Annotated in this window: 22 protein-coding genes; 11 read left to right on the forward strand and 11 right to left on the reverse strand. The window is 70.1% G+C overall.

Annotated elements, in window-relative coordinates:
• Window positions 1–17 precede the first annotated feature (17 nt).
• The 7 genes from FZO89_RS02770 to FZO89_RS02800 form a co-directional block, all read right to left on the reverse strand.
• Window positions 18–1,181 carry a BatA domain-containing protein gene (locus FZO89_RS02770; RefSeq protein WP_149101826.1) on the reverse strand — a complete coding sequence of 388 codons (1,164 nt, stop codon included), beginning with the start codon at window positions 1,179–1,181 and terminating at the stop codon, window positions 18–20.
• Window positions 1,178–2,074, reverse strand: a complete 897-nt coding sequence (locus tag FZO89_RS02775) for a DUF58 domain-containing protein (protein ID WP_149101827.1) — start codon at window positions 2,072–2,074, stop codon at window positions 1,178–1,180. Before FZO89_RS02775 ends, FZO89_RS02770 begins: the two co-directional genes overlap by 4 nt.
• Window positions 2,075–2,085: 11 nt before the next feature.
• Complete coding sequence (locus FZO89_RS02780; RefSeq protein WP_149101828.1) at window positions 2,086–3,084, reverse strand: AAA family ATPase; 999 nt, start codon at window positions 3,082–3,084, stop codon at window positions 2,086–2,088.
• A gap of 221 nt (window positions 3,085–3,305) precedes the next feature.
• Window positions 3,306–3,980: a DUF4159 domain-containing protein gene (locus tag FZO89_RS02785; RefSeq protein ID WP_262378684.1), complete on the reverse strand. Its 675-nt coding sequence runs from the start codon at window positions 3,978–3,980 to the stop codon at window positions 3,306–3,308.
• A 622-nt stretch (window positions 3,981–4,602) separates the two neighbouring features.
• Complete coding sequence (locus FZO89_RS02790; protein ID WP_149101830.1) at window positions 4,603–5,937, reverse strand: TldD/PmbA family protein; 1,335 nt, start codon at window positions 5,935–5,937, stop codon at window positions 4,603–4,605.
• 22 nt (window positions 5,938–5,959) lie between these two features.
• The gene (locus FZO89_RS02795) at window positions 5,960–7,594 is read right to left on the reverse strand and encodes a TldD/PmbA family protein (RefSeq protein ID WP_187471015.1); all 1,635 of its coding nucleotides are present in this window, start codon (window positions 7,592–7,594) and stop codon (window positions 5,960–5,962) included.
• Window positions 7,595–7,751: 157 nt separating this feature from the next.
• A complete protein-coding gene (locus tag FZO89_RS02800) occupies window positions 7,752–9,383 on the reverse strand; it encodes a TldD/PmbA family protein (RefSeq protein WP_149101831.1) in 1,632 nt (543 codons plus the stop codon).
• A gap of 217 nt (window positions 9,384–9,600) precedes the next feature.
• Here FZO89_RS02800 and FZO89_RS02805 point away from each other — a divergent pair, with 217 nt between their 5' ends.
• Window positions 9,601–11,424 (forward strand): DUF885 domain-containing protein, encoded by a 1,824-nt coding sequence (locus FZO89_RS02805; protein ID WP_149101832.1) that lies wholly within the window; start codon window positions 9,601–9,603, stop codon window positions 11,422–11,424.
• Window positions 11,425–11,486: 62 nt separating this feature from the next.
• On the opposite strand, the gene FZO89_RS02810 is transcribed toward FZO89_RS02805, so the two are convergent.
• Window positions 11,487–12,518: a patatin-like phospholipase family protein gene (locus FZO89_RS02810; RefSeq protein WP_149101833.1), complete on the reverse strand. Its 1,032-nt coding sequence runs from the start codon at window positions 12,516–12,518 to the stop codon at window positions 11,487–11,489.
• Window positions 12,519–12,838: 320 nt separating this feature from the next.
• On the opposite strand from FZO89_RS02810, the gene FZO89_RS02815 reads away from it, so the two are divergent.
• The 6 genes from FZO89_RS02815 (at window position 12,839) to FZO89_RS02840 (ending at window position 17,885) form a co-directional block, all read left to right on the forward strand.
• The gene (locus FZO89_RS02815) at window positions 12,839–13,654 is read left to right on the forward strand and encodes a helix-turn-helix domain-containing protein (protein WP_187471016.1); all 816 of its coding nucleotides are present in this window, start codon (window positions 12,839–12,841) and stop codon (window positions 13,652–13,654) included.
• Window positions 13,655–13,736: 82 nt separating this feature from the next.
• Window positions 13,737–14,168, forward strand: a complete 432-nt coding sequence (locus FZO89_RS02820) for a VOC family protein (RefSeq protein WP_149101835.1) — start codon at window positions 13,737–13,739, stop codon at window positions 14,166–14,168.
• Window positions 14,165–14,527 (forward strand): MmcQ/YjbR family DNA-binding protein, encoded by a 363-nt coding sequence (locus tag FZO89_RS02825; protein WP_149101836.1) that lies wholly within the window; start codon window positions 14,165–14,167, stop codon window positions 14,525–14,527. The genes FZO89_RS02820 and FZO89_RS02825 overlap by 4 nt, the downstream gene beginning before the upstream one ends.
• The gene (locus tag FZO89_RS02830) at window positions 14,517–15,341 is read left to right on the forward strand and encodes a DUF72 domain-containing protein (RefSeq protein ID WP_149101837.1); all 825 of its coding nucleotides are present in this window, start codon (window positions 14,517–14,519) and stop codon (window positions 15,339–15,341) included. Before FZO89_RS02825 ends, FZO89_RS02830 begins: the two co-directional genes overlap by 11 nt.
• Before the next feature lie 213 nt (window positions 15,342–15,554).
• Window positions 15,555–16,538 (forward strand): aldo/keto reductase, encoded by a 984-nt coding sequence (locus FZO89_RS02835; protein WP_149101838.1) that lies wholly within the window; start codon window positions 15,555–15,557, stop codon window positions 16,536–16,538.
• Window positions 16,539–16,550: 12 nt separating this feature from the next.
• On the forward strand, window positions 16,551–17,885 hold the full coding sequence (locus tag FZO89_RS02840) for an NTP/NDP exchange transporter (protein WP_149101839.1): 1,335 nt from the start codon (window positions 16,551–16,553) through the stop codon (window positions 17,883–17,885).
• 55 nt (window positions 17,886–17,940) lie between these two features.
• Here FZO89_RS02840 and FZO89_RS02845 read toward each other — a convergent pair whose 3' ends face one another.
• The 3 genes from FZO89_RS02845 to FZO89_RS02855 form a co-directional block, all read right to left on the reverse strand.
• A complete protein-coding gene (locus tag FZO89_RS02845; protein ID WP_262378501.1) occupies window positions 17,941–19,206 on the reverse strand; it encodes an amidohydrolase family protein in 1,266 nt (421 codons plus the stop codon).
• A 106-nt stretch (window positions 19,207–19,312) separates the two neighbouring features.
• Window positions 19,313–20,206 (reverse strand): cyclase family protein, encoded by an 894-nt coding sequence (locus tag FZO89_RS02850; RefSeq protein ID WP_149101840.1) that lies wholly within the window; start codon window positions 20,204–20,206, stop codon window positions 19,313–19,315.
• The gene (locus tag FZO89_RS02855) at window positions 20,203–21,102 is read right to left on the reverse strand and encodes a DMT family transporter (protein ID WP_149101841.1); all 900 of its coding nucleotides are present in this window, start codon (window positions 21,100–21,102) and stop codon (window positions 20,203–20,205) included. The genes FZO89_RS02850 and FZO89_RS02855 overlap by 4 nt, the downstream gene beginning before the upstream one ends.
• 102 nt (window positions 21,103–21,204) lie before the next feature.
• On the opposite strand from FZO89_RS02855, the gene FZO89_RS02860 reads away from it, so the two are divergent.
• The 4 genes from FZO89_RS02860 (at window position 21,205) to FZO89_RS02875 (ending at window position 24,468) form a co-directional block, all read left to right on the forward strand.
• Window positions 21,205–22,128, forward strand: coding sequence for a LysR substrate-binding domain-containing protein (locus FZO89_RS02860; RefSeq protein WP_149101842.1), 924 nt, complete (start codon window positions 21,205–21,207; stop codon window positions 22,126–22,128).
• A 64-nt stretch (window positions 22,129–22,192) separates the two neighbouring features.
• Window positions 22,193–23,134, forward strand: coding sequence for a DMT family transporter (locus tag FZO89_RS02865; RefSeq protein WP_149101843.1), 942 nt, complete (start codon window positions 22,193–22,195; stop codon window positions 23,132–23,134).
• 111 nt (window positions 23,135–23,245) lie between these two features.
• Window positions 23,246–23,776 (forward strand): RNA polymerase sigma factor, encoded by a 531-nt coding sequence (locus FZO89_RS02870; protein WP_149101844.1) that lies wholly within the window; start codon window positions 23,246–23,248, stop codon window positions 23,774–23,776.
• Between the two features lie 11 nt (window positions 23,777–23,787).
• A complete protein-coding gene (locus FZO89_RS02875; RefSeq protein WP_149101845.1) occupies window positions 23,788–24,468 on the forward strand; it encodes a hypothetical protein in 681 nt (226 codons plus the stop codon).

The following is a 24,468-nucleotide window of genomic DNA, read 5'->3' on the forward strand; positions in this document are numbered from 1 at the left end:
GATGACGGCCCGCGCGCTCACGCGACGGCACTCCGGCGGCGCGAGGTGGCCAGCCAGCGCTCGAGCAGCGCCAGCAACGCGATCGCCAGGGCGAGCCACGCGGTCAGGTCGCGCGGAGGCGGCGGAGGGGCGATGGCACCGGAAACAGGGGCGTAATCGCCGGCCGCCACCAGCGTGGGCGCGACGACCGGCTGCAGCACGTCCCGCAGTCGTGCCGGGAAGCCGGGATCGAGCAGTTCCGGCATCGCGTCCGGCTGCAACGGGCGGACGAAACGCAACACGCGCCCCTTTTCCAGCGCGGCGGCGGTCAGCAGGGGTCGGCCCGCGGCATCGCGCCAGACGACGGCCGCGGAAGGCTGTACCGGCTCCTGCGCATCGTCCGCAAGCAGCGCCTGGCCGCCCTGCCCGACCCAGGCGCGCACCTCGGCCGGCAGCGGGTCGGAACGCAGCCATGCCAGCACCTGGACATCCTTCGGCAACGGGTTCACCGCATCGTCGGACACATCCACGTCGGTGCGGGCATCGGCGTCCCGCCACGCGAGCGTGGCCGCGCGCAGGTAGCGCACGGCCTCGCGATGCGCCTCGTCGTGGCGGATCGCGAGCACCGGTGGCGCTGAAGGCGCGACATCGACGCGCGCGTCATCCGCCGGCACGACCCGCCAGTCCACGTCGCGGGCCAGTCGCAGCCGCGCGGCATCCGCGCCCCGCAACCGCTCCGGCACCAGCACCGTCAGCGGCGCGGCGGCGGGCAGCGTGGCATCGAACTCGCGCAGCAGGCTGGCGGTCGCGAACCCGCCCTGCGGCATGGGCTGGTCGACGGGCGGGAAGCCGGGCGCCAGCCAGCGCACATCGGAGTCGCCGGCTCGCGCGGTCGCGTCCGCGATCGCGGATGGCGCGACGCCGGGCACCACCAGCAGGCGCGGCGTTTCATCCTCCACGCCGAGCAGCGCCGGCCGCGCGAGCAGCAAGGCCAACGCCGCCACCAGCACCAATCGCACAAGCAGCAGCCACCATTCGTCGAAACGGATCCGCCGCCGTGGCTTCGGGTTCGCCCGCAACCATCTCAGCGCGGCGAAGACCGTGGGCCTCTGCTGCTGGCGGCGCGCGAGGTGCAGCAGCAGCGGCAGCGCCAGGGCGGCGAGCGCGGCGAGCGCGGCCGGCAGCAGCAGGACCAGGTTCATGCGCCGCCCGCACCCGGAGTATCGGCGAACAGCGCGCGCAGCGGCGCGGTCAGCGGTTCGTCCAGCACGAAGCGCACGTGGCGGATGCCGGCCTGGTCGAGCCGCGCGTCCAGTGTCCGCTGCGCCTCGGCGAAACGCGACAGGAAGCCGGCGCGCAGCGCGCGGCCGTCGCCGGGCAGCTCCTCGCCGGTTTCCGGATCGCGGAAGCGGCGACCGTCGGCGAAGGGAAAATCGCGTTCCGCGACGGTGAGCAACTGGATCGCCAGCACCTCGCGACGTGCGCCTGCCAGTCGCGTCGCGAGCTCGACCGTGGCCGGGTCGAGGAAATCGCCCAGCACCACCACCAGGTCGTCGGCACCGATGCGTTCCCACACCGGCCGCAGCCGCGACTCCGCGGGCACGCCCCCCGTCGCGTCCAGGCGCTGCAGTTCGAACAGCAGCCGCTCGCGCTGGCGCGATCCGGAGGCCGCCGGGACGAACGCGATCGCATCCTCGCGCAATGCGAGCAGGCCGACGCGATCCCCCTGGCGCAGCGCGACCTCGGCGATGCATGCCGCCAGCGCCTTGCCCGCATCCAGCCGCGACCAGTCCGGCCGCACCTCGTCGGCCTGCGCCATCGATGCACTGGCATCGAGCACCAGCCACACCGCCAGCGGGCTGTCGCGCTCGGCCTCGCGCACGAAGAAGCGGTCGCTGCGGGCGTAGAGTTTCCAGTCGATGCGGCGCGGCTCGTCGCCCGGCTCGTAGCCGCGGTACTGGGAGAATTCCAGCCCGGCGCCCCTGTCGCGGCTGCGATGCTGGCCGCCGCCGCGCAGCGCGCTGGCGCGCCGCGAAGCGATGCGCAACCCGCGCAGCTGCGCGCGCAGTCCGGGCGTGACCGGATCCCAGGCCATCGTCGTCGCGCTCAGGCGCCCGGATGCGGCGTATCGCGCAGCAGCGCGGCGATCACCTCGTCTGGCCGCTTGCCTTCGGCCTCGGCGGCGAACGACAGCAGCAGGCGATGGCGCAGCACCGGCGCGGCCAGGGCCATGACGTCCTCGCGCGTGGCGGCCAGGCGCCCGTGCAGCAGCGCGCGCGCCTTCGATGCCAGCACCAGCGACTGCCCGGCGCGCGGTCCCGCGCCCCACTTCACGTAGTCGCGCACCACCTGCGGCGCAGCCGCGCCGGGCCGGGTCGCGCGCACGATCCGCGTGATCCAGGCCAACAGCTCGTCGCCCACGTGCACCTCGCGCACCAGCGCCTGCAGCGCGAGGACTTCCTCCCCGTCCATGACCCGCGGCACCTCCGCCACATGGCTGGACGTGGTCTGGGCGATGATCGCTCGCTCCTCCTGTTCGTCCGGATACTCGAGCGCGATGTGCAGCAGGAACCGGTCGAGCTGCGCTTCCGGCAACGGATAGGTGCCCGCCTGCTCGATCGGGTTCTGCGTGGCGAGCACGAAGAACGGCGCCGGCAGCGGGTGGGTGACGCCGGCGAAGCTGACGGTGTGCTCCTGCATCGCCTCGAGCAACGCGGCCTGGGTCTTGGGCGGCGTGCGGTTGAGCTCGTCGGCCAGCAGCAGGTTGGTGAACACCGGTCCCTGCTGGAAGCGGAAATGGCGATGGCCGGTGCCGTGGTCCTCCTCCAGCAGCTCGGTGCCGAGCAGGTCGCTCGGCATCAGATCGGGGGTGAACTGGACCCTGCGGAACTGCAGCGCGAGCGCCTGGCCCAGGGTGCGCACCAGCAGGGTCTTGCCGAGCCCGGGCACCCCCTCGAGCAGGCAGTGTCCGCCGGCGAGCAGGCCGGTGAGCAACTGCTCGACGACCTCGTGCTGGCCGACGATGGCGGTGGCGATGGCGGCCCGCAGGTCGGCCAGGCGGGCCACGCGGAACTGGATATCGGATTCGGTGAGGGAGGCAGTCATGGGCAGGGCCGGGTCAGGCGGGAGCGATTGCGGGGATTCATCGCGCGTTTGTCATTTCGACCGGAGGGAGAAATCTGCATTCTGGAGACTGGTAGCAGATTTCTCCCTTCGGTCGAAATGACGGGTTCGGTCGAAACGACAGGTTCGGTCGAGATGACAGGTTCGGTCGAGATGACAGGTTCGGCCGAGATGACCGGGACAGAAAGTGCGAAACGTCCCTCTCATGCCGTCAGCGCATAGATCACGATGTTGACCGCGAACTTCGTGTTGTCCTCGGCGAGGAAGCGTTTGTTGCGCCAGTCGTAGTCCCACTCGCAGCCGTAGTCCTTGTTGCTGTAGAGCAGGCCGAGGCGGCCGTCGATCTCGATGCCCTTGAGGTAGTCGTGGACGAGGTCGTCGCCCCAGCCGTTGAGCTCGAAACCGGTCGCGGGCGGGCCGTCCGGGAAGCGGAAGAAGCTGCTGTAGATGGCATGGCTGTTCGGCAGCTTCTTCAGCGCCCGGCCACCGAAGATCGAGGCCATCTGCGCCTCGAACGACTTCGCGAAGAGCCCGTCGATGTCGTGGTTGCAGTCGTCGACGAACACGAACCCGCCATTGCGCACGTAGCGTTCGAAATTGCGCCGTTCGGCCGGGTTGAACTCCACCAGCTTGTGCCCGGACAGGTAGCAGAACGGCGCCGCCAGCATCTTCGGATCGGCCAGGTCGACCACGTGCTCCTCCGGGTCCACCCGCAGGCCGGTGTAGTCGATCAGCGATGTGACCAGGTTCGACGGCATCCGTGCATCGACATCCCAGTCGCCGGAGTCGTAACGCAGCCGCGTGAACCAGAAATCGTAGGTGGCCGACTGCGCCCGCAAGGGTGGCAGCGCCAGCGTGGCGGCGGCGCCGAGCATCATGCGGAGGAACTGGGCGCGGTTCACGACTCCATCTGTCCCGACCATGCCGAGCCGCCAACCCCACCGACCTGCAGTCGACCCGGAAACTGCCCTTCAATGGAAACACACCGGCGATCCATCCTCCACACCCGGAGGGCGGCGGGCATGGATGCCCACCGTTTTCCGACCGAGGCAGGATGCCGAGTCGGAGAATGCCGATCCACGGTCGGGCGTGGGCTTGTGCACTTGCGGGGAAGGCCAATTCTTTTGGTGACTTGTTCTTGACCGGCTGCGCCGTTCGCTGCGCAGTGGGCCAGCAAAGAAAAGTTACCCGCTCGCTCGTGGCGAGCGGAAGCTCTTGGCTTTGCCTGACCCCATGTCAATGCCAAGGTAAGAGACAAAGGCAAAAGCTTCCGTCCGCTGCAGCGGACGGGTTCATTTCTTTTGATAAGCGTCAAAAGAAACGAACCAAAGAAAAGCGCTTTCCCCGCAAGTGCACAAGCTCGAGACGGATCCAGAATGGGGATTTTCCGACTCGGCATCCTGCCTCGGTCGGAAAACGCCGCCCATCCATGGGCGGCGCCCTTCGGGTCTGGCGGCATCCCGCCAGACTGGTGCGAAATCAACAGCGGACGGCTGGCCGTCACACCGCGTCGGACAACGACGTGAACGTGAAATCGCGCAACCGCATCGGCGGGATCATCATCGCGAATTGCGACTCGTCGCCGCTCACGCGCACCGGCTTGCCGAGCTCGTCGATGTTGTTGAGCATGATCACCGGCGATTCGTTGAAGCGGAAGTTCTTCACCGGGTGCTTGACCTCGCCGTCCTCGATGTAGAACGTGCCGTCGCGGGTGAGGCCGGTGAGCAGCACCGTCTGCGGGTCCACCATGCGGATGTACCAGGTACGGGTGACCAGGATGCCGCGGTCGGTCTCGCGCACCAGGTCGGCGGTGGACTTGGTGCCGCCGGACATGATCAGGTTGCCCGGCATCGCCACCGCCTCCCTGCCCTGCTGCTGCGCCCAGTAGCGCGAGTACAGCAGGTTCGCGACCTTGCCGTCCTGGATGACCGGCATGCGCTTGCGCGGCTGGCCTTCGTCGTCCCACGGCAGCACCGGCACGTTGGCGTCGCCCGGATCCGCCCAGATGTTCACCCGCGGGTCGTAGACCTGCTCGCCGATTTTGTTGCCGCCGCCCTTCTTCGACAGGAAGCTGCGGCCCTCGTCGGCCTGGCGCGCGTCGAAGAAGAACATCATGAACGAGACCAGGCCGGCGGCGGCGTGCGGCTCCAGGATCACCGTGTACTTGCCCGGCTCCAGCGCCTTGGCATCGGCCGAATCGCGCGCCTTGCGGATGGCGATGGCGACGTCGCGACCCGCGTCCAGGCCGCCGATGTCGGTGACGTTGCGGCCGACCCAGCCCGAACCGCGCCCGTCCTCGGTACGCACGGTGCAGGTGTAGTCGGCGCTGGTCGAAGTCTGGTAGGCGAAGTTGCCGTTGCTGTTGGCGATCGCGGTGAACGACTGGCTGTCCTCCAGGAATCCGGCCGCGACCAGTCCCGACGAGCGGCAGGGCGCGATCGAATCCACCGCCACCTGGGCGCGCTGCTCGGGGGTGATCGCCGCGGTGGCGGCGCTGAAGGTGCTGGTGGGCGTGTACGACTGCTTGCCGATCGCGGGCATGAACTCCGGGTTTTCCGGCGCCAGCCGCGCCAGGTCCTCGGCGCGGCGTACCACGCGCTCGAGCGAGGCGTCGTCGAACTCGTTGATGGTCGCGGTTCCGACGCGCTTGCCGAAGGCCACGCTCACGCCCAGCTCGACGTCGTCGACGATGCCGCTGGTGGAGACGTTGTTCAGCGCGAAACGGATGTTGCCGCTGGTGCCGCCGCCGAGGGTGGCCGTGCACTCGTCCGCGGTGGACAGCGCGATGACCTTGTCGAGGATCGCCTTGGCTTCGGCTTCGGTAAAGATGCTCATGTATTCGTATCTCCTGTGCCGGTCAGCCGAGCGAACGCGCGGTGTTGATGACGTTGATGCCGTTGAAACGCGCCGTGCTCGAGCCGTGCGAGACCGCCGACACCTGCCCCGGCTGGCCCTTGCCGTCGAAGAACGAGCCGCCCAGGCGGTAGTCGCTCTCGTCGCAGATCGCCGAGCACGCGTTCCAGAACTCCGGCGTGCGGATCTGGTAGGCCACGTCCTCGATCATGCCGGTGATCGCGCCGTCCTTGATCTCGTAGAACAGCTGGCCGCCGAACTGGGCGTTGTAGCGCTGCTGGTCGATCGAGAACGAGCCGTCGCCGATGATGTAGATGCCGTTCTCGACGTCCTTGACCATGTCCGCCACCGACAGCTTGTCCTTGCCGGCCGCGAGCGAGACGTTGGCCATGCGCTGGAACTGCACGCTCGACCACGAGTCGGCGTAGCAGCAGCCGTCGGACTCGTCCTTGCCGACGATGTGGGCCTGGTCGCGGATGGTCTGGTAGTCGACCAGGATGCCGTCCTTCACCAGGTCCCAGCGCTTGCACTTGACGCCTTCGTCGTCGTAGCCGACGGCGCCGAGGCTGCCCGGCTGGGTCTTGTCGGCGAACAGGGTGACCCGGTCGCTGCCGTACTGGAACCCCGCCTCGCGCTTGTCCATCGTGGCGAAGCTGGTGCCGGCGTAGTTGGCCTCGTAGCCGAGCACGCGGTCGAGTTCCAGCGGATGGCCGACCGATTCGTGGATCGTCAGCCAGGTGTGCGAGGGATCGAGCACCAGGTCGTACTTGCCCGGCTTGACCGACGGCGCCTTGAGCTTCTCCTGCGCCTGCTTGGCCGCGGCCACGGCGTCCTCGAGCATGTCGTAGGACTGGCCGTAGTTGACCACGCCGTTGGGCGAGACGAACTTCTGGCCGCGGTCGCCGTCGAGGTACTCGTAGCCCAGGCCCATCGGTGCCGACAGCCCTTCGCGGGTGCGGAACTTGCCGCTGGCCTTGTCGATCGCGGTCACCGTCATCGGCGCCCAGATCCGGTGCACGTCCTGGTCGATGTAGGAGCCGTCGGTGGAGGCGAAGTACTTCTGTTCGTTGACCAGGAACAGGGTGGAATTGATGAAACTGGCGCCGGCATTGATCGCTGCGGCATTGACCGAAAGCAGCAGGTCGACCTTGTCCTTCACCGGCACTTCCATCGCGTTCCTGCGGATCGGGGTCTTCCACGCGACCTCGCCGTATCCCGGCGCGGGCGCCAGCTGCACCGGCGCGGTCTGCACCTTCGCGTTGGCCTTGGCGATCGCGGTCGCACGGCGCGCCGCCTCGGCCACCGAATCGACGGTGAGTCCGTTGGTGGCGGCGAAGCCCCAGGCGCCGTCGGCGATCACGCGCACGCCCACGCCGGTGGATTCGGTGTTGACCACGTTCTGCACCTTGTCCTCGCGGGTCATCACGAACTGGCGCAGGTAGCGGCCGATGCGCACGTCGCAGTAACTGGCGCCGGAGCCGCGGGCGGCCTGCAGCGCCGCGTCGGCGAGCTGCTTCTTGACCGGGAGGTCGAGCGTGGTGAGGAGCTGGTCGGCGGCGATCGCCTTGCCCAGCCATGCGGGCAGCGCCAGGCTGCCCATGCCGAGGCCGCCAAGGGCCAGGAAGTCGCGTCGTTGCAAGGGGGCATCTCCGTCGTCGTGGCCACGGCATCGGCGCCGCGGCATCGGCCCGGAGCCGGGTGCATGGCACCGGCCCGGAGGGTGTTCCGATTCTGGGCGGCCCGGGTACGCCGGCGCAAATGACTTTTGGCACGGTCGGGAACGCCCGACCCGCGGTTCAACCCAGCGAACGCGCGGTGTTGATCACGTTCTGGCCGTCGAAACGCGTGGTCGCCGCGCCGTGCGAGACCGCCGAGACCTGGCTCGGCTGGCCCTTGCCGTCGAAGAACGAGCCACCGAGGCGGAAATCGCGCGCGTCGCAGATCGCCGAACACGCGTTCCAGAACTCCGGCGTGCGGATCTGGTAGGCACCGTCCTCCACCAGTTCGCGCACCTCGCCGTTGCGGATGGCGAACATCAGCTGCGCACCGAACTGGGCGTTGTAGCGCTGCTGGTCGATCGAGTACGAGCCGCGGCCGTGGATATAGAGCCCGTTCTCGACGTCCTTCACCATCTCCGGGACGCTCAGCCGCGCCCCGCCCGGCGCCAGCGACACGTTGGGCATGCGCTGGAACTGCACGCTCGACCAGGAATCGGCATAGCAGCAGCCATCGGATGCGCTCTTGCCGAGGATGTGGGCCTGGTCGCGGATCGACTGGTAGTCGACCAGCACACCGTCCTTCACAAGATCCCAGCGCTTGCACTTCACGCCTTCGTCGTCGTAACCGACGGCGCCGAGGCTGCCGGGTTCGGTCCGGTCGGCGTACAGGTTCACCCGCTCGCTGCCCCAGCGGAAGCTGCCGCGCTTGTCGAGCGTGGCGAAGCTGGTGCCGGCGTAGTTGGCCTCGTAGCCCAGCACGCGGTCGAGTTCCAGCGGATGGCCGACATTTTCGTGGATGGTCAGGAACAGGTTGCTCGGGTCGATCACCAGGTCGTACTTGCCCGGCTTGACCGAGGGCGCCTTGAGCTTGGCCTGCGCCTGCTTCGCGGCGGCTACGGCATCGGCGCGCATGTCGTAGCTGCGGCCGTAGGCGACCACGCCGCCCGGCAGCTCGAAGCGTTGCGAGGGATCCGCGTCGAGGTACTCGTAGCCCATTCCCATCGGCGCGGACAGGCCGTCGCGGGTGCGGAACCTGCCGCTGGCCTTGTCGATCGCGGTCACCGTGAACGGAGCCCAGATCCGGTGCACGTCCTGGTCGATGTACGAGCCGTCGGTGGACGCAAAGTATTTCTGCTCGTTGACCAGGAACATGCGCGAGGCGGCGAAGCTCGCGCCGGCCTCCAGCGCCGCCGCGTTGACCGACAGCAGCAGGTCGAGCTTGTCGCGGATCGGCACCTGCATGCCGTTGACCGCGACCGGCGTCTTCCACGACACCTCGCCCACGCCCGGCGCCTCCGCGAGCTGTACCGGCTGCGTCTGGATCCGCGCATTGGCCTTCGCGATCGCCGCGGCCTGGCGCGCCGCGGCGGCCACCGAGTCGGGGTCGAGGCGGCTGGTGGCGGCGAAGCCCCAGGCATGGTCGGCGATCACGCGCACGCCGACGCCGACCGATTCCTCGTTGGCCACGTCGAGCACCAGCGCCTCGCGCGTGATCAGCGACTGCCGCAGGTAGCGGCCGATGCGCACGTCGCAATACGACGCGCCGGCGGTGGTCGCCGCCTGCAGCGCGGCGTCGGCGAGGCGCCGCTTCAGTGCGACGTCCATCGTCTCCAGCAGTTGCCCGGCGGCGATCGTCCTGCCGGGAAACGACGGCAGCAGCAGGCTGCCGGCACCGAGGCCGCCAAGGGCCAGGAAATCGCGTCGCTGCATGTGCATTCCTCCGCGTGCCCGCACCGGTGAGGCGGCTCCTGCGCGTCGCGCCAGCATAGCGCGCATGTTGCAGGCTTCGGCTGCACGCCGGGCATGACTTCCGACACATCGGTGCCGGCGCCGTGGCATTGCGCACGCGAACCTCGGCTACGGCACGGGCGCGGCCACGCAGCGGGCGCTATCCTGTCTCGCATCTTCTCCCTCGCGCACGTACGCCATGACGCCTCGCCTGCCCGCCATCGCCCTCCTCGCCTGTGCGCTCGCCGCCTGCAGCGCACAAGCCCCGACCCCACCGGCACCGGCGGACACCGCCAGCGCAGACTCCGCGAACGCCGCCGTGGCGTCGCAGGCCGACGCGACCTTCGCCGACCTGTCCAGGCGCTATCTCGACGAAGCGATGGCGCTCTCGCCCGTGGCCGCCACCCAGATCGGCGACCATCGCTTCGACGGCGAGATCGACGACCTGTCCGCCGCCGGCCGCGCGAAGGCCGACGATTTCAACAGGCGCATGCTGGCCGAACTCGATGCGATCGATCTGGCCGCGCTCTCGCGCGAGAACCAGGTCGACGCCCGGATCCTGCGCAACCAGCTCGAGTACGCGCTGTGGGATGCGCAGACGATGCAGAGCTGGGCCTGGGATCCGCAGATCTACAGCGGCCTGGCCGGTGGCGCGATCTACAACCTGATGGCGCGCGAGTTCGCGCCGATGCCGCAACGGCTGGAATCGGCAACCGCGCGCATGGAGAAGATTCCGGCCCTGCTCGCCCAGGCGCGCGAGAACCTCGACCCGGCGCGCGTCCCTAGGGCCCATGCCGACACGGTGGCGAAGCAGAACAGGGGCGTGCTGACCCTGATCGACAGCTTCATCGCTCCGAACGCAGACCAGTTGCAGGGTGAGCAGCGTGCGCGCCTGGATGCCGCCGTGGCCACGCTTCGCGAGGCGGTGGAGCAGCACCAGCAGTGGCTCGACGACACCCTGGTGCCGAACGCGAAGGGCGAGTTCCGGATCGGAGCCGAGCTGTACGACGCGAAGCTGAAGTTCTCGCTCAATTCCTCGCTGACGCGGCAACAGATCCGCCAGCGCGCCGAGTCCGAGCTGGCGCGCATCCGCGAGGAGATGTACACGGTGGCCAAGACCGTGCTGCGGAATCGTCCCGGTGCGCCCGAGACCCCCGACTCGCCCAGCGAGGACCAGCGGCAGGCGGCGATCGAGGCGGCGATGGAGCTGGCCTACGAAGACCGGCCCGGGCGCGAGGAAGTGGTGGATTTCGCGAAGCACACGCTCGAGGTGGCGACCGCGTTCGTGCGCGGGAAGGACCTGGTCACGGTGCCGGACGATCCGGTGAAGATCATCCTGATGCCGGAATTCCAGCGCGGCTTCTCGGTGGCCTATGCCGACTCGCCCGGGCCGCTCGACAAGGGCCTGGACACCTACTATGCGATTTCACCGATTCCCGAGGACTGGAACGACGAGCAGGTCGACTCGTTCCTGCGCGAATACAACAAGCGCCTGATCCACGTGCTGACCATCCACGAGGCGATGCCCGGTCACTATCTCGAGGGCGCGCACTCGGCGCGCTTTCCCTCGACGCTGCGCGCGGTATTCCGCTCCGGCCCCTTCGCCGAAGGCTGGGCGGTGTACACCGAGCGGATGATGGCCGATGCCGGCTACCTGGACAACGACCCGCTGTTCCGGCTGATGCAGCTCAAGTTCTATGCGCGCGCGGTCGCCAACGCGATCCTCGACCAGGGCCTGCACGTCGACGACTGGACCAAGGAACAGGCGATGGACCTGATGGTGCGCCAGACGTTCCAGCAGCAGAGCGAGGCCGACGGCAAGTGGATCCGCGCCCAGCTGTCGTCCACCCAGCTGGCGACCTATTTCGTCGGCGCGCAGGAACATTTCGACGCGCGCAAGGCGGCAGAGGCCAGGCTCGGTGACGCCTTCGACCTCAAGGCCTACCACGACGGCATGCTGTCGTACGGTGCGCCGCCGGTGCGGTTCGCGCGCCAGTTGCTGCTGGACGAACCGATCGAGTAGCCGGCGCAAGGAGCACCGGCTCACACCTGCCGGCGCATCGCCGCGCACGCAATGCCGTTCGATCAGCCCTCCGGCAGGGCTCCTACTTCGGCCTGCGCCTCCTGGCCAGCCGGCGAATGGCTGGATCGCGCCCCGATCGCGTCCCCATGCATTTCCAGGAACTGCGCGACCGCCGCCTCTCCGAGGCCATGCAGGCGCAGGACGAAAGCGGGATCGACCCGCATCCGGCTGGAGGCCGGCAGGGTCGCGAGGTCGACGTCGTCGGCGATCACGTGCAGCCGGCATTGCGCCGGACGCACCCCGTGCGAGGCCAGCCGCTGCTGCAGGCGGTTGAGCTGCGCGATCATCCGCAGCTCGCCGATCAGGCTGGCATTGAAGGTGATCTCGCCGATCCGGTCCATGATCTCGGTGCTGCGCCGGGGCACGCCTTCGCGATGCGCCGGGTTGATCCGCACCACGACGATGTCGCATTCCTCGCCCGGTTCGATCAGCGGATGGATCGAAGGGTTGCCGCTGTAGCCGCCGTCCCAGTACGGCTCGCCGTCGATCTCGACCGCCTGGAACAGGAACGGCAGGCAGGCCGACGCGAGCAGCGCGTCGATGCCCAGCGCGTCGCCGCGGAACACGCGCGCCTCGCCGCTGCGCACCGCGGTGGCGGTGACGAACACGCGGACCGGCCCCTCGCGCAACGCATCGACGTCGACATGCCGCAGCAGCACGTCGCGCAAGGGATTGAGGTTGAGCGGGTTGTAGTCGTAGGGGCTGAGCGTGCGCAGGAAGCGGCTGGCCCAGTCGTAGCCCGGCACCGACGCCAGGTCGAACGGCGGACCGAACGCCGGCGCCTGCAGCGGCAGCAGGCTGGCGCCGCCGGCCGCGCCGACGTCGCGCCAGAACGCCTGCAGGGCCTCACGCGCCCCCTGGCGCCCGGCCTTCGCCCATCCGCACGCGAGCACCGCCGCATTCAGCGCGCCCGCACTGGCGCCCGAAGCCGCTTCGATGGCGAGATCGTCGCGCTGCAGCAGGCCGTCGAGCACGCCCCAGGTGAAGGCGCCATGCGAGCCGCCGCCCTGCAGCGCCAGCCGGATCGGACGCATCGCGACAACGCGCGGCGGCGTTCCCTTCTTCTTCGACGTCGCAGGCATCGCCCTGCCGGGGACCGGAGTCTCCGGCGCCGGCAATGCGCGTGCCTCGCCCTTCGGCGCAGGCCCGGTATCGCGCCCGAGCGCCGGGGGAACCCCGCGCCTTCGCCGCAACCAGCCTTGCCACCATGCCTTCAACCGCTCGACCAGGGACATCAGCATTCGCTCCTGTCCCCCCACACCCGCAGCTTACCGGGTCGCCATGCACGATCGATGACCGCCGCGGGCGCGGCCGCCCTGCTACCCTTCGAGGGGCCATCACCGGGAGCCAGGCCATGGGTCTGCTGGTCGTCCAGCCCGCCGCGCCTCTGTCGTCGCTGGTCGAATCGATCTGGGACTGCGTCCAGGCGCAGCCAGCGCATCGATTCGACCGCATGCTGCCGACGGCGAAGCCGCAACTGGTGATCAACCTCGCCCAGGACGAGACCCGGGTCTACGACGAGGCCATGCGTTGCACGCGCAACGCGGGTGCCTCGCTCGACGCGCCCGCGCACCGCGGCTTCGTGATCGACACCGCCGAGCAGACCGCCGTGGTCGGGGTGGTATTCCGTGCCGGCGCCGCCGCACCATTCTTCCGCGAACGGATGGATGCGATCGCCAACCGCCAGGTCGACCTGGACGCACTGGCTGCGGGCAGCGCACGCACGTTGCGCGAACGGCTGCTGGACGCCTCCGGTGCGCGGGCGCGGGTGGACATCGTCGAGCGCTGGCTGAGCGCACGCGCGCGCGCCAGCGCCGCGGCGATGCATCCGGCGATCGCGCATGCCGTGCGCCTGATCGATGCCGCGCCTGGTGCCCGGCGCATCGCCGCGATTGCAGCGCATTGCCGCCTGTCGCCGCGCCGTTTCGGGGAACTGTTCCGCGAGCAGGTCGGGATGTCGCCCAAGCGTTACGCCCGCCTGCAGCGTTTCCACGGCGTGGTGGCGCAGGCGCGACGCGAAGCGCGCATCGAATGGGCCGGGATCGCCGTCGACGGCGGCTTCCACGACCAGGCCCACCTGACGCACGAGTTCCGCGCCTTCTCCGGCATGACCCCCACCGACTGGATGGCGCGGCGCAGCCCGTGGCACAACCACGTGCCGCTGGCATGAATGCCGGAATCTACAAGACGGGCGTGGCGCCCCGCGGGAGGATCTCCATGCGCCACCCCGGCGCCAATCCACGGAGCCACGCATGAGCCATGCCGCCGAGCCCACCAGCACCATCATCCCCTGCCTGCGCTATCGCGACGCCCCCGCGGCGATCGAGTGGCTGTGCGGCGCGTTCGGCTTCGAGAAGCGCGCCGTCTACGCCGACGGCGACACCGTCCACCACGCCGAGCTCACCTTCGGCAACGGCATGGTCATGCTCGGATCGGTGCAGGCCGGGTCGGAATGGGGCGGGCGGATCGTGCAGCCCGACGAGGTCGGCGGCCGCCAGACCCAGAGCCCCTGCGTGATCGTGGCCGATGTCGACGCGCATTACCGCCGCGCGACGGCGGCGGGCGCCACGATCGCGATCGACATCGCCGACCAGGATTACGGCGGCCGCGGCTACGCCTGCCACGACCCGGAAGGCCACCTGTGGTGGTTCGGCAGCTACGATCCGTGGAAGGCGGCGCCATGAAACCGGCCACCGTCGCCGACGTCCGCGCGATCGCGCTGTCGCTGCCCGGTGCGGTCGAGGCGCCGCACTTCGATTACGCCTCGTTCCGCGTCGGTGGCAGGATCTTCGCCACCCTGCCTCCCGACGACCGCCACCTGCACGCCTTCGTCGACGAAACCGAACGGCAGCGTGCGCTGGCGCTGCATCCCGGCTGCATCGAGGCCCTGCACTGGGGGCGGCGCGTGCTGGGATTGCGCGTGGACCTGCGCGCCGTCGACACGACCCTGACGACGCGCCTGCTGGTGCAGGCCTGGTCGCGCAAGGCGCCGAAGCGGCTGCTGCCGACGCTGCAGCCGGAGCTGATCCGTCATGCCGGTTGAGGGCGTGCCCGCGGTCGACGGGATCCGCGTCGGCATCGGCGGCTGGACCTATGCGCCGTGGCGCGACAACTTCTATCCGAAGGGGCTGGTGCAGCGGCGGGAGCTGGAATACGCCAGCCGGGAGCTCTCCGCGATCGAGATCAACGGCACCTACTACGGTATGCAGAAGCCGGCGACCTACGTGAAATGGCGGGAGGAAACGCCGGAAGGCTTCGTGTTCTCGGCCAAGGCGCCGAAGCGGATCATGCAGTCGCGGGCGCTGGCGAAGGTCGGGCCGCAGGTCGACGACTTCATCGGCGGCATCGTCGAGCTGCGCGACAGGCTGGGACCCCTGGTCTGGCAGTTCGATGCCGGCACCCGCATCGACCGCGACGGGTTCGCGGCGTTCCTCGAGCTGCTGCCGCGCCAAGCTGGTGGACTGCGCCTGCGCCACGTACTGGACGTGCGCGACCGCGCGTTCGTCGACGCCGGCTTCGTCGCCCTCGCCCGCCGCCACGGCATGGCGACGGTGTTCACCGACTCGGACGAGCACCCGAGCTTCGCCGACGCGACGGCCGACTTCGTGTACGCACGGCTGATGCGCGCGCAGGCCGGCATCGCGACCGGCTACCCGTCGCCGCAATTGCAGGCGTGGGCGGAGCGGGCGCGGACCTGGGCCGAAGGCGGCGTGCCGGAGGGCCTGCCGGTGCTGTCCGGCGACACGGCGCCCGCACGCAAGCGCGACGTGTTCGTGTTCTTCATTTCCGCGGCCAAGGAACGCAATCCCGCCGCGGCTATGGCGTTGCTGCGCCTGCTGGGTGCGCGCGGCGGATAGTGCCCGCCGCCGGGGAGGGACCGGCGGCGGCATGCGAATCGCGAATGACCATGGGCGGCCGGCGCGCGGTGGGGTCGCGGGTCGACCCGGATGCGGCCTGCGGCCTTATCCGGGCTACGGGTCACTTCCGGCACTGGATTCTCACGGATGCTTACGCCAGCCTCGGGCAGGCTCGGGCCCACCGACGCGCCCACCGATCCGAGGAGACCTGCCATGCACAGCCGCCGCGATTTCATCGCCACCGCCAGCCTTGCCGCCACCGGCTTCGCGCTGGCGCCGCTCGCCGCCTGCAGCCAGGAACGCCCGAACGGGGCGGCCCCGGTGCCGCGGGAAAAACCGGCCGGGGCGATCGCGGACATCGCACCGCTCGGTGGCGCCCTGCTCATGCGCACGATTCCCTCCAGCGGCGAAGCGATTCCGGCGATCGGCGTAGGCACCTCTGGCAGCTACGAGGTACCGCTGGATTCGGCGGAGTTCACCGCACTGAAGGACGTGTTGAAGGTGTTCTTCGAAGGCGGCGGCAGCGTGATCGACACCTCGCCGAACTACTCCAATGCCGAGGACGTGGTCGGCGCCCTGCTCGCCGACGGCGGCTGGCGCGAGCGCTGCTTCCTCGCCACCAAGCTCGCCGCTGACAGCCGCGCCGCGCTCGAGGCGCAGTGGGCCGATTCGCTGCGCCGGCTGCGCACCGACAGGGTCGAGCTGCTGCAGGTGCACAACCTGCGCAACATGGCCGAGGCCATGCCCTATGCGCGCGAGCTCAAGGAACGGGGCAAGGCGAAGTACATCGGCATCACCCATTACCTGGAAAGCGGCCATGCCGAGACCGAACGTCTGATGCGCGCAGAAAAGCCCGATTTCGTCCAGATCAACTACTCGGTCAACGCGCCGCAGGCGGCGCGCTCGCTGTTCCCGCTCGCGCAGGAACTGGGGATCGCGGTGATGGTCAACCGTGCCTTCGACGACGGCAAGCTGTTCGCCGCAACCCGCGGCAAGGATCTGCCCGGCTGGGCGGCCGATGTGGGCGTCACCTCGTGGGCGCAGATGTTCCTGAAGTTCGTGGTCAGCCATCCGGCGGTGACCGTGGTGATCCCGGCGACCGGCAAGCCCGAACGCCAGGCCGACAACCTCAAGGGCGGCGTCGGCCCGCTGCTGGACGAGGCGCAGAAGGCCGAACTGGTCGCGATGTTCGCCTGAGCGGACGGGGCGATGCGCGAACGCCTGTCCGACCTGTTCAACCTCCGGCGCGGCGAGCTCGCGCCGGTGCTCATCGCCGGGCTGTTCTTCTTCTGCATCCTGAGCGCGCTGATGATGCTGCGACCGGCGCGCGACGCGCTGGGCATGGAACAGGGCATCGACAGCGTACGCTGGCTGTTCATCGGCACCGCGGTGGTCACGCTCGCGGTCAACCCGATGTTCGGCTGGCTCGTCAGCCGGTTCCGGCGCCTGCACTTCATCTCGGCGACCTATGCGTTCTTCGCCCTGAGCCTGGTCGGCTTCTGGGCGCTGCTGGTGTTCGCGCCGGGCGCGGTGGGCACGCGCAGCGGCCAGGTGTTCTACGTCTGGTTCAGCGTGTTCAACCTGTTCGTGACCATGGTGTTCTGGGCGCTGCTGGCCGACCGCTTCTCCAGCGACCAGGGCAGGCGCCTGTTCGCGCTGATCGCGGTGGGTGGCACGCTCGGCGCGATCTTCGGCCCATGGCTGGCCTCGCAACTGGCCGAGCCGCTGGGGACGCCGGCGCTGCTGCTGGTGGCGGCCGCGTTCCTCGGGTTCGCGATCGCACTGGCGTGGTGGCTGGTGTGGACGCGGCCGGATCGCGGCGCCTCGCCGGCGGAGGCCGACTCGCCCGCGGCGGAGGAAGCCCGGCGCATCGGGGGCAGCGCCTGGGCCGGTTTCCGCGCGGTGTTCTCCTCGCCCTACCTGCTGGGCATCGCCGGCTACGTGCTGACGATGACGGTGGTGGCGACCTTCATCTACTTCACCCGGCTGCAGATGGTGGCCGGCGCCGAGAGCGGACTCGATGCGCGCACCGGCCTGCTCGGCAATATCGACATGTGGACCCAGGTCGCGGTACTGGTGCTGCAGCTCACGCTCACCGGGCAGATCATCCGCCGCTTCGGGCTGGCCGTGGCCCTGGCCGCGCTGCCGGTGGCGACCGCGCTGGGCTTCATCGGGCTGGCGATCTACGGCTCGTTCGCGATGCTCATTGCGCTGGAGGCGATGAGCAAGGCGGTGCAGCGCGGCCTCACCCGGCCCGCGCGCGAAGCGCTGTTCACCGTGATCAGCCGCGAGGACAAGTACAAGGCCAAGGCCTTCATCGACACCTTCGTCTACCGCGCCGGCGACGTGGTCGGCGCGCAGACCGAAGGCCTGCTGGGCCGGATCGGACTCGCGCTCGGCGGCCTGGTGACCGTGGTGGTGCCGCTGGCGCTGTTCTGGGCGATGCTGGGGCTGTGGCTGGGGCGCGCGCAGCAGCGGCGCGCCGACGACGCGGGACGGACGCTGCCGACACCGGGCGCGCCAGCGGATCGGCAAGTGTCGTAACGGCCCTGTCCATCGCCCCGCGAGCGACGCTCGAGCGCCATCGGCAAACGTGCACTCAGTCTCGGGTGACCGCCCGATACACGACCTGGCCGCCGCGCAGCGTGTAGCGCACATCGGCGAATTCGGCGACGTCGTCCGCGGGATCGCCGCGCAGCACCACCAGGTCGGCATCGAGCCCTTCGGCGATCCGCCCCTTGCGCTGCGCATGGCCGAAGTACGCCGCAGGCGCGGCGGTCAGGCTGTCCAGGATCCGGCGCCAGTCCAACCCGGCCTCGTGCATCAGCCGCAGTTCCACGTGCGTGTCGTAGGCATCGACATAGCCCGCGTCGGTTCCGAACAGCACCGCGCCGCCGGCTTTTGCGAACGCGGCCACCTGCTGTTTCGTGATGCCGACTTCACGCGCGACGATCGCCTCGGGCACGCCCTCCTTGCGCATCTCGATCTCGAACAGCGACAGCGTCGGCACCAGCGCCATGTCGGCGTCGACCATGCGCCGCACCAGCGCTTCCGGCCACGGCCCGGCCTGCGGCGCGGTGTGCGCGAGCACGTCGGCATCGCTGTCGATGGCGACGGCGATGCCTTCGGCATTGGTCGGGTGCACGAACACGCGCTTGCCGGCGGCGTGGGCGACCTCGACCACCGCGCGGGCGATGTCGAGGTCCATCGGCAGCACGCCGACCTCGCCGCCGACGATGGCGCCGCCGAACAGCTTCAGGCCGTCGGCACCCTCCTCGAGCTGCCGCTGCGCCCGGGCCGAGGCTTCCGCCGGCGTGGTCACTTCGGCCAGCCGCGTCGTCCATCCGCCCAGCTCGTCGGGCACGTAGACCGGCTTGCCGTCCTTTGGGAAGAACGGCATGTCGACGGTCAGGATCTGCGGGCCGTCGACCTCGCCGGCGGCGATCCGCCTGCGCAGCGCGATCGCATTGCCCGGCGGCGAGGCGATGTCGAAGATCGTGGTGAATCCCCAGCGCAGGTAGGCGGACGACAGTCTCTCCGACAACACGTCGCCGGCATGCGCGCTGGCGCGGTCGAGCGGCGGCGCCATCAGGTGCACGTGGCTGTTCCAGAAGCCGGCGACCACGGTGCCGCCCCGCGCGTCCACGACCTCCGCGCCCTCGGGCACGGCCACCTCCGCCGCATCGCCCACCGCGGCGATGCGCCCGTCGCGCACCAGCACCGTGCCGCGTGCGATCGGCTCGGCGTCCGGTGCCGCCACGATGCGTGCGTTGACCACGGCCAGCTCGCCGGCAGACGCCATTGGCGCGCTGGTGCAGGCGAGCACGAGTGCGACGCCCAGCCACAGGATTCGGATCATCGTCATGCCTGCCTTCCCGGTCGAGTCGCCGATGATAGGTCCGCCCGCCTTGCGCGCCAACGCCGCCGACGGCTTTGCGGCGCTGCGACCGGCGTCCGGCACGATCCCGCGGTCAGCGCGCGCCCAGGGTCGCGATCGCACGGACCGGGAAGGTGCCCACCCCGGCGAAGCGCGGCGGCAGCGCGGTGAAGCGGAAGCCGTCGGGGGGCAACGCCGAGAGATTGCACAGGTGCTCGACGATCGGGATCCCGGCGCCGAGCAGGATCGAATGCGCGGGTCGCGCCCTGCCGCGGGTGTCGTCGATGTTCATCGAATCGATCCCCACCAGCGCCACGCCGCAGTCGCGCAGGTAGCCCGCCCCGTCTTCGGTCAGGAACGGATGCCCGGCCGCGTACTCCGGCGTTTCCCAGAACGCATCCCAGCCGGTCCGGAGCAGGACCGCGCGACCGCGCACCTCGAAGCCGCGCAACCGCGACACGTCGATCGCGATGCCCTGCCGGTGGTCGGCGTCGATCACCACGGCGTCGAGGTCGGCGAAGGCGGAGGCCGGCATCTGCGCCAGGTCCTTGCCGTCGGCGTAGCGATGGAAGGGGCAGTCGACGTAGGTGCCGGTGTTGGCCACCATGTCGATCCGCGCGATCTGGAACTCGGTCCCGGCCTCGTAATGTGCCCGCGATTGCTCGCGGCTCAGGTAGTCGCAGATCCTCGGCGCCGGCAGCCCCGGATAGGTCACGGTGCCGTCGCCGACGACGTGGCTCAGTTCCACGATCCCGCTCAGCCGTGGCTGCGGCTCGCGCTTGCGCTTGTGCGGCTCGTCGATGATCGACTTGTTCATGATCCGCACCGGGCCGGCCATCAGCAGGCGCAGGTCGCGCACGATGTAGTCGGCCAGGTCCCGGTCGTCGATCGCATCGCCCTCGATGTCGAGGCGGAACCCCTGCCCCTGCAGCCCGCCGCCGTTGGTGAACTCCAGTTCGAAGTCGAACTGCACGCGCTTGTGCGTCATCGCGACGCCCTCTGGCTGAAGGCCACGCTGCCCAGGATCAGCGCGCCGGCGAGCGCCATGCTCCAGGTCAGCGGTTCGTCCAGCAGCCACCACGCCCAGCCGACGCCGAACAGCGGGATCAGGTAGGTGACGGTCGAGGCGCGATTGGCGCCGATGCGGCCGATCAGGCGGTAATACAGCACGAACGCGGCGCCGGTGCACAGCACGCCGAGCGCCGCGGCCGACCACCACGACGCGGCCGGGATCAGCTGCGGCGGCCACCAGGCGATGGCCAGCGGCAGCGTGAGCAGCGCCCCGACGCCGAGCGTGGCGGATGCGACCGCGGCCGGCGGCAGGCCGGTGAGGTGGCGGCGGACCAGGTTGATGCCGAGCCCGTACAGCAGCGAGGCCGCGGCGCCGGCGAGCGCGGCCGCGCCCACGCTCATGCCCGCGATCTTGCCGCTGGCCAGTACCACGACGCCGACGAACCCGACCAGCAGCGCCACCGAGCGGCGCGTGCCGATGCGCTCGCCGAAGAACAGGAATCCCACCAGCGCGGTGAACAGCACGGTCATCGCGTTGGCGATCGCGCCGATGCCGGCCGGCGCGCGCTGCGCCGCCCAGGCGAACAGCAGGAAGGGCACCGCGGAGTTGATCGCGCCGATCAATGCCAGCTTCGGCCACAGCCGCAACGGGAACCGCGCCCGCGCGCGCCACAGGAACGGCAGCAGTACCAGCGACCCCAGCGCCAGCCGGACCTCGACCAGCGGCGCCGGGCCGAAGTCGTCGGCGGCGATGCGCATGAACAGGAACGACGCGCCCCAGATCGCCCCCAGCACGCACAGTTCCAGCGGCGTCAGCCAGCCCCGGAGCTCCTCGCCCGGTGCCTGTGCCACTGCGACGTTCGGGGATGACATGGGCGAGGTCTCGTGGGGGTCGACCCGGTGATTCTGCTTGTTCGCGCGCGCCGCACAAGCGCATACTTTTCGACCAAGACACGAGCAGGATTTGTGGCTCGCATGGCACTGCGTTCCGACTGGCTCCCTGCCCTGGCCGCGTTCGAATCGGCGGCCCGGCACCAGAATTTCGCCCACGCCGCGGAGGAACTGCACCTCACCGCGAGCGCGGTCAGCCACCACGTCCGCAAGCTGGAGGCGCGGCTGGGCGTGGCCCTGTTCCAGCGCCACGCCCGCGGCGTCTCGCTCACCGCCGAGGGCCGGCACCTGGCCGACATCGCCGGCAACGCGATCCACGACATCGACGGCGCGATGCAGGACCTGCGCAGCCGCCGCGACGACGCGCACACGGTGCGCATCACCACCCTGCATTCGTTCGCGTACACCTGGCTGATCCCGCGGCTGCCGGGATTCGCCGCGTCGCATCCGGACATCCGCCTGCGGGTGGACACGGAGATGTCGCTCACCCGGTTCGACGATGTCGGGCCCGACCTCGGCATCCGCCATGGTCCGGGGCGCTGGCCCGGGCTCAACGCGCTGCCGCTGATGGACGAATCGCTGTTCCCGGTCGCGGCGCCGGCCCTGGCCGAGCGCGAAGACGTGCATACCGCCGCCGACATCCTGCGCCTGCCGCTGGTGGCCGACCTCTCGCACCAGGGCTGGCACGACTGGTTCCGCGCCAACGGCGTGCACGGCGCCCGCATCGACGAGCGCTTCGTGTTCAGCGACAGCACCGACATGCTGCGCGCGGCATCGATCGGACTGGGCGCCGCGCTGGCGCGCGAGCGCATCGTCGCGCCGTGGCTCGGCAGCGGGCAGCTGGTACGCCTGCCGGGGGAGGAGATGGCGGGACGCTACGCCTACCACATCGTCTATCCGGCCCACCGCCGTCCGCGGCCGGCGGTGCGGCGGGTGATCGACTGGCTGGCTTCGCAGCCGACCGCGACCGCGCTCGCCACCGCACCTGCCCGCAGGCGCCGCCGCTGATGGATGACGCGTCCGCGGCGTGCGTGCATGCTGCCCCTCTCCCCCCCGCCGCCTCCCGGTTCCGATGACGCCCGCCGCCAAGGCCCACTGGCAGATCCACCTGTGCGTGCTGCTGTGGGGCTTCACCGCCATCCTCGGCAAGCTGATCACGTTGCCTGCGCTGCCGCTGGTGTGGTGGCGCATGGGGCTGGTGGTGCTGGCCCTGCTGCTGGTGCCGCGCGTGTGGCGTGGCCTGCGTGCGATGCCGGGCAGGCTGCTGCTGGCCTATGCCGGCGTCGGCGTGCTGGTGGCGCTGCACTGGCTCACGTTCTACGGCGCGATCAAGCTGGCCAACGCGTCGGTCGCCGCCACCTGCATGGCCTTCGCCACGGTGTTCACCGCCCTGATCGAACCGAAGCTCGCGGGCCGGCGGTTCTCCAGGCGCGAGGTCGCGCTGGGCCTGGCGGTGCTGCCGGGTGTGGCCCTGGTGGTGGGCGGGGTCTCGGCGGACATGCGCGTCGGGATCGCGGTCGGCGCGCTGTCGGCGCTGTTCGTGGCGGTTTTCGGCTCGCTCAACAAGCGCCTGGTCGAACATGCCGATCCGCTCACGGTCACCGCGGTCGAGCTGGGCGCCGGCGCCCTGGCGCTGACCGCGCTGGCGCCACTGATGCCGGCGATCTTCCCGGCCCTGGCCGGACCGCTGCTGGTGCTGCCCTCGGCGTCGGACGCGCTGTGGCTGCTGCTGCTCGCCGGGGCCTGCACCCTGTTCCCCTTCGCCCTGTCGCTGGTCGCGCTGCGGCACATGAGTGCGTTCTCGGCGCAGATGGCGGTGAACCTCGAGCCGGTCTACGCGATCGTGCTGGCGATGCTGCTGCTGGGCGAGCAGCGCGAACTGGCGCCGATGTTCTACGGCGGCGTGGCGATCATCCTCGCGGCGGTGTTCGCGCACCCGCTGATGCACCGGCAGCGGCGGATCGACCATCCCGAAGTGCTCGGCACCTCGGAGGCCAAGGGCATCGTCGAATGACGCGCGTACCGTCGCTGTCGCAGCGGAAGCCCGCCTGCCTGTGACAAACCGCCTGCCGCCGCGTATCACCCGGGCATGACAGGCACGCTTTCCACTTCCCGCGGACATGCGATGGACCACCCGACCCCGACGGCCGGCGCCACCCACGCCACCTTCGACGAACTGCTGCAGCGCCATCGCGGCATGGTGCTGAAGGTGGCGAACAGCTACGCCAACGGCGCCGAGAACCGGGCCGACCTCGCCCAGGAGATCGCCGCCCAGCTCTGGCGCGCATGGCCCGGCTACGACCCGTCGCGCAGCTTCTCGACGTGGATGTACCGGATCGCGCTGAACACGGCGATCTCGTTCCTGCGCGGCGAACGCCAGCGCAGGCGCCATGCGGTGCCGCTGGACGAGCGTTTGCACGACCTGGCCGACGAGCGCGCCGTCGACCACGAGTCCGACGACAGGCTGCGGCTGCTGTGGCGCTTCATGGAGACGCTCGGCGCCCTGGACCGCGCGCTGCTGGTGCTCTACCTGGAGGAACGCACCACCCGCGAGATCGCCGAGGTGCTGGGACTGGGCGAGAGCAACGTCACCACCAAGATCAGCCGCCTCAAGCAACGCATCCGCGACTACGCGGCCCCTTCCGCAACGAGCTGAAAACACACCGGATGGACACGACCATGGAACTCGACGAACTCAAGCTCGCCTGGCGCTCGCTGGGCGAGCAGCTGGAACGCCAGCAGGACATCCAGTGGCAGCTGCTGCGCGAGCGCAAGCTCGACAGGGTGCGCGGACACCTGCGCCCGCTGCTGTGGGGGCAGGCCGCGCAGATGCTGCTCGGCATCGGCCTGATCGTGCTCGGCGTGTCCTGCTGGACGCGCAACACCGACGTTCCCGGACTGCTCGCCGCGGGGCTGCTGCTGCACGCGTTCGGCATCGTCACCGCGGTGATGGCGGCGCTGACGATCGTGTTCGCGGCCAACATCGACACCTCGGCGCCGGTGCTGGCGATCCAGAAGCAGATGGCGCGGCTGCTGCGGCTGTTCGTGCTCAACGCCAACGTCTGCGGAGCGCCGTGGTGGATCATGTGGGTGCCGGTGGTGGTGGGATTCGCCGGGCTCGGCGAGGTCGATCCCGCTGCAGGTACCCCGGCCTGGATCTCGATCAGCCTCGGCATCGGCGTGGTCGGCCTGCTCGTGACCTGGGCCTGGTCGGCCCGGGCGATGTCGCGCGCGCGAGGCGTGCCGACGCGCGACGACCAAGGCGGTCGCTGCGTCGCCGACGGGGGCGACGGCATCCGCCGCGCACAGCGCATGCTGGACGAGATCGCGCAGTTCGAGCGCGACTGA

This window comes from Luteimonas viscosa, assembly GCF_008244685.1.
Taxonomy (GTDB): Bacteria; Pseudomonadota; Gammaproteobacteria; order Xanthomonadales; family Xanthomonadaceae; genus Luteimonas; species Luteimonas viscosa.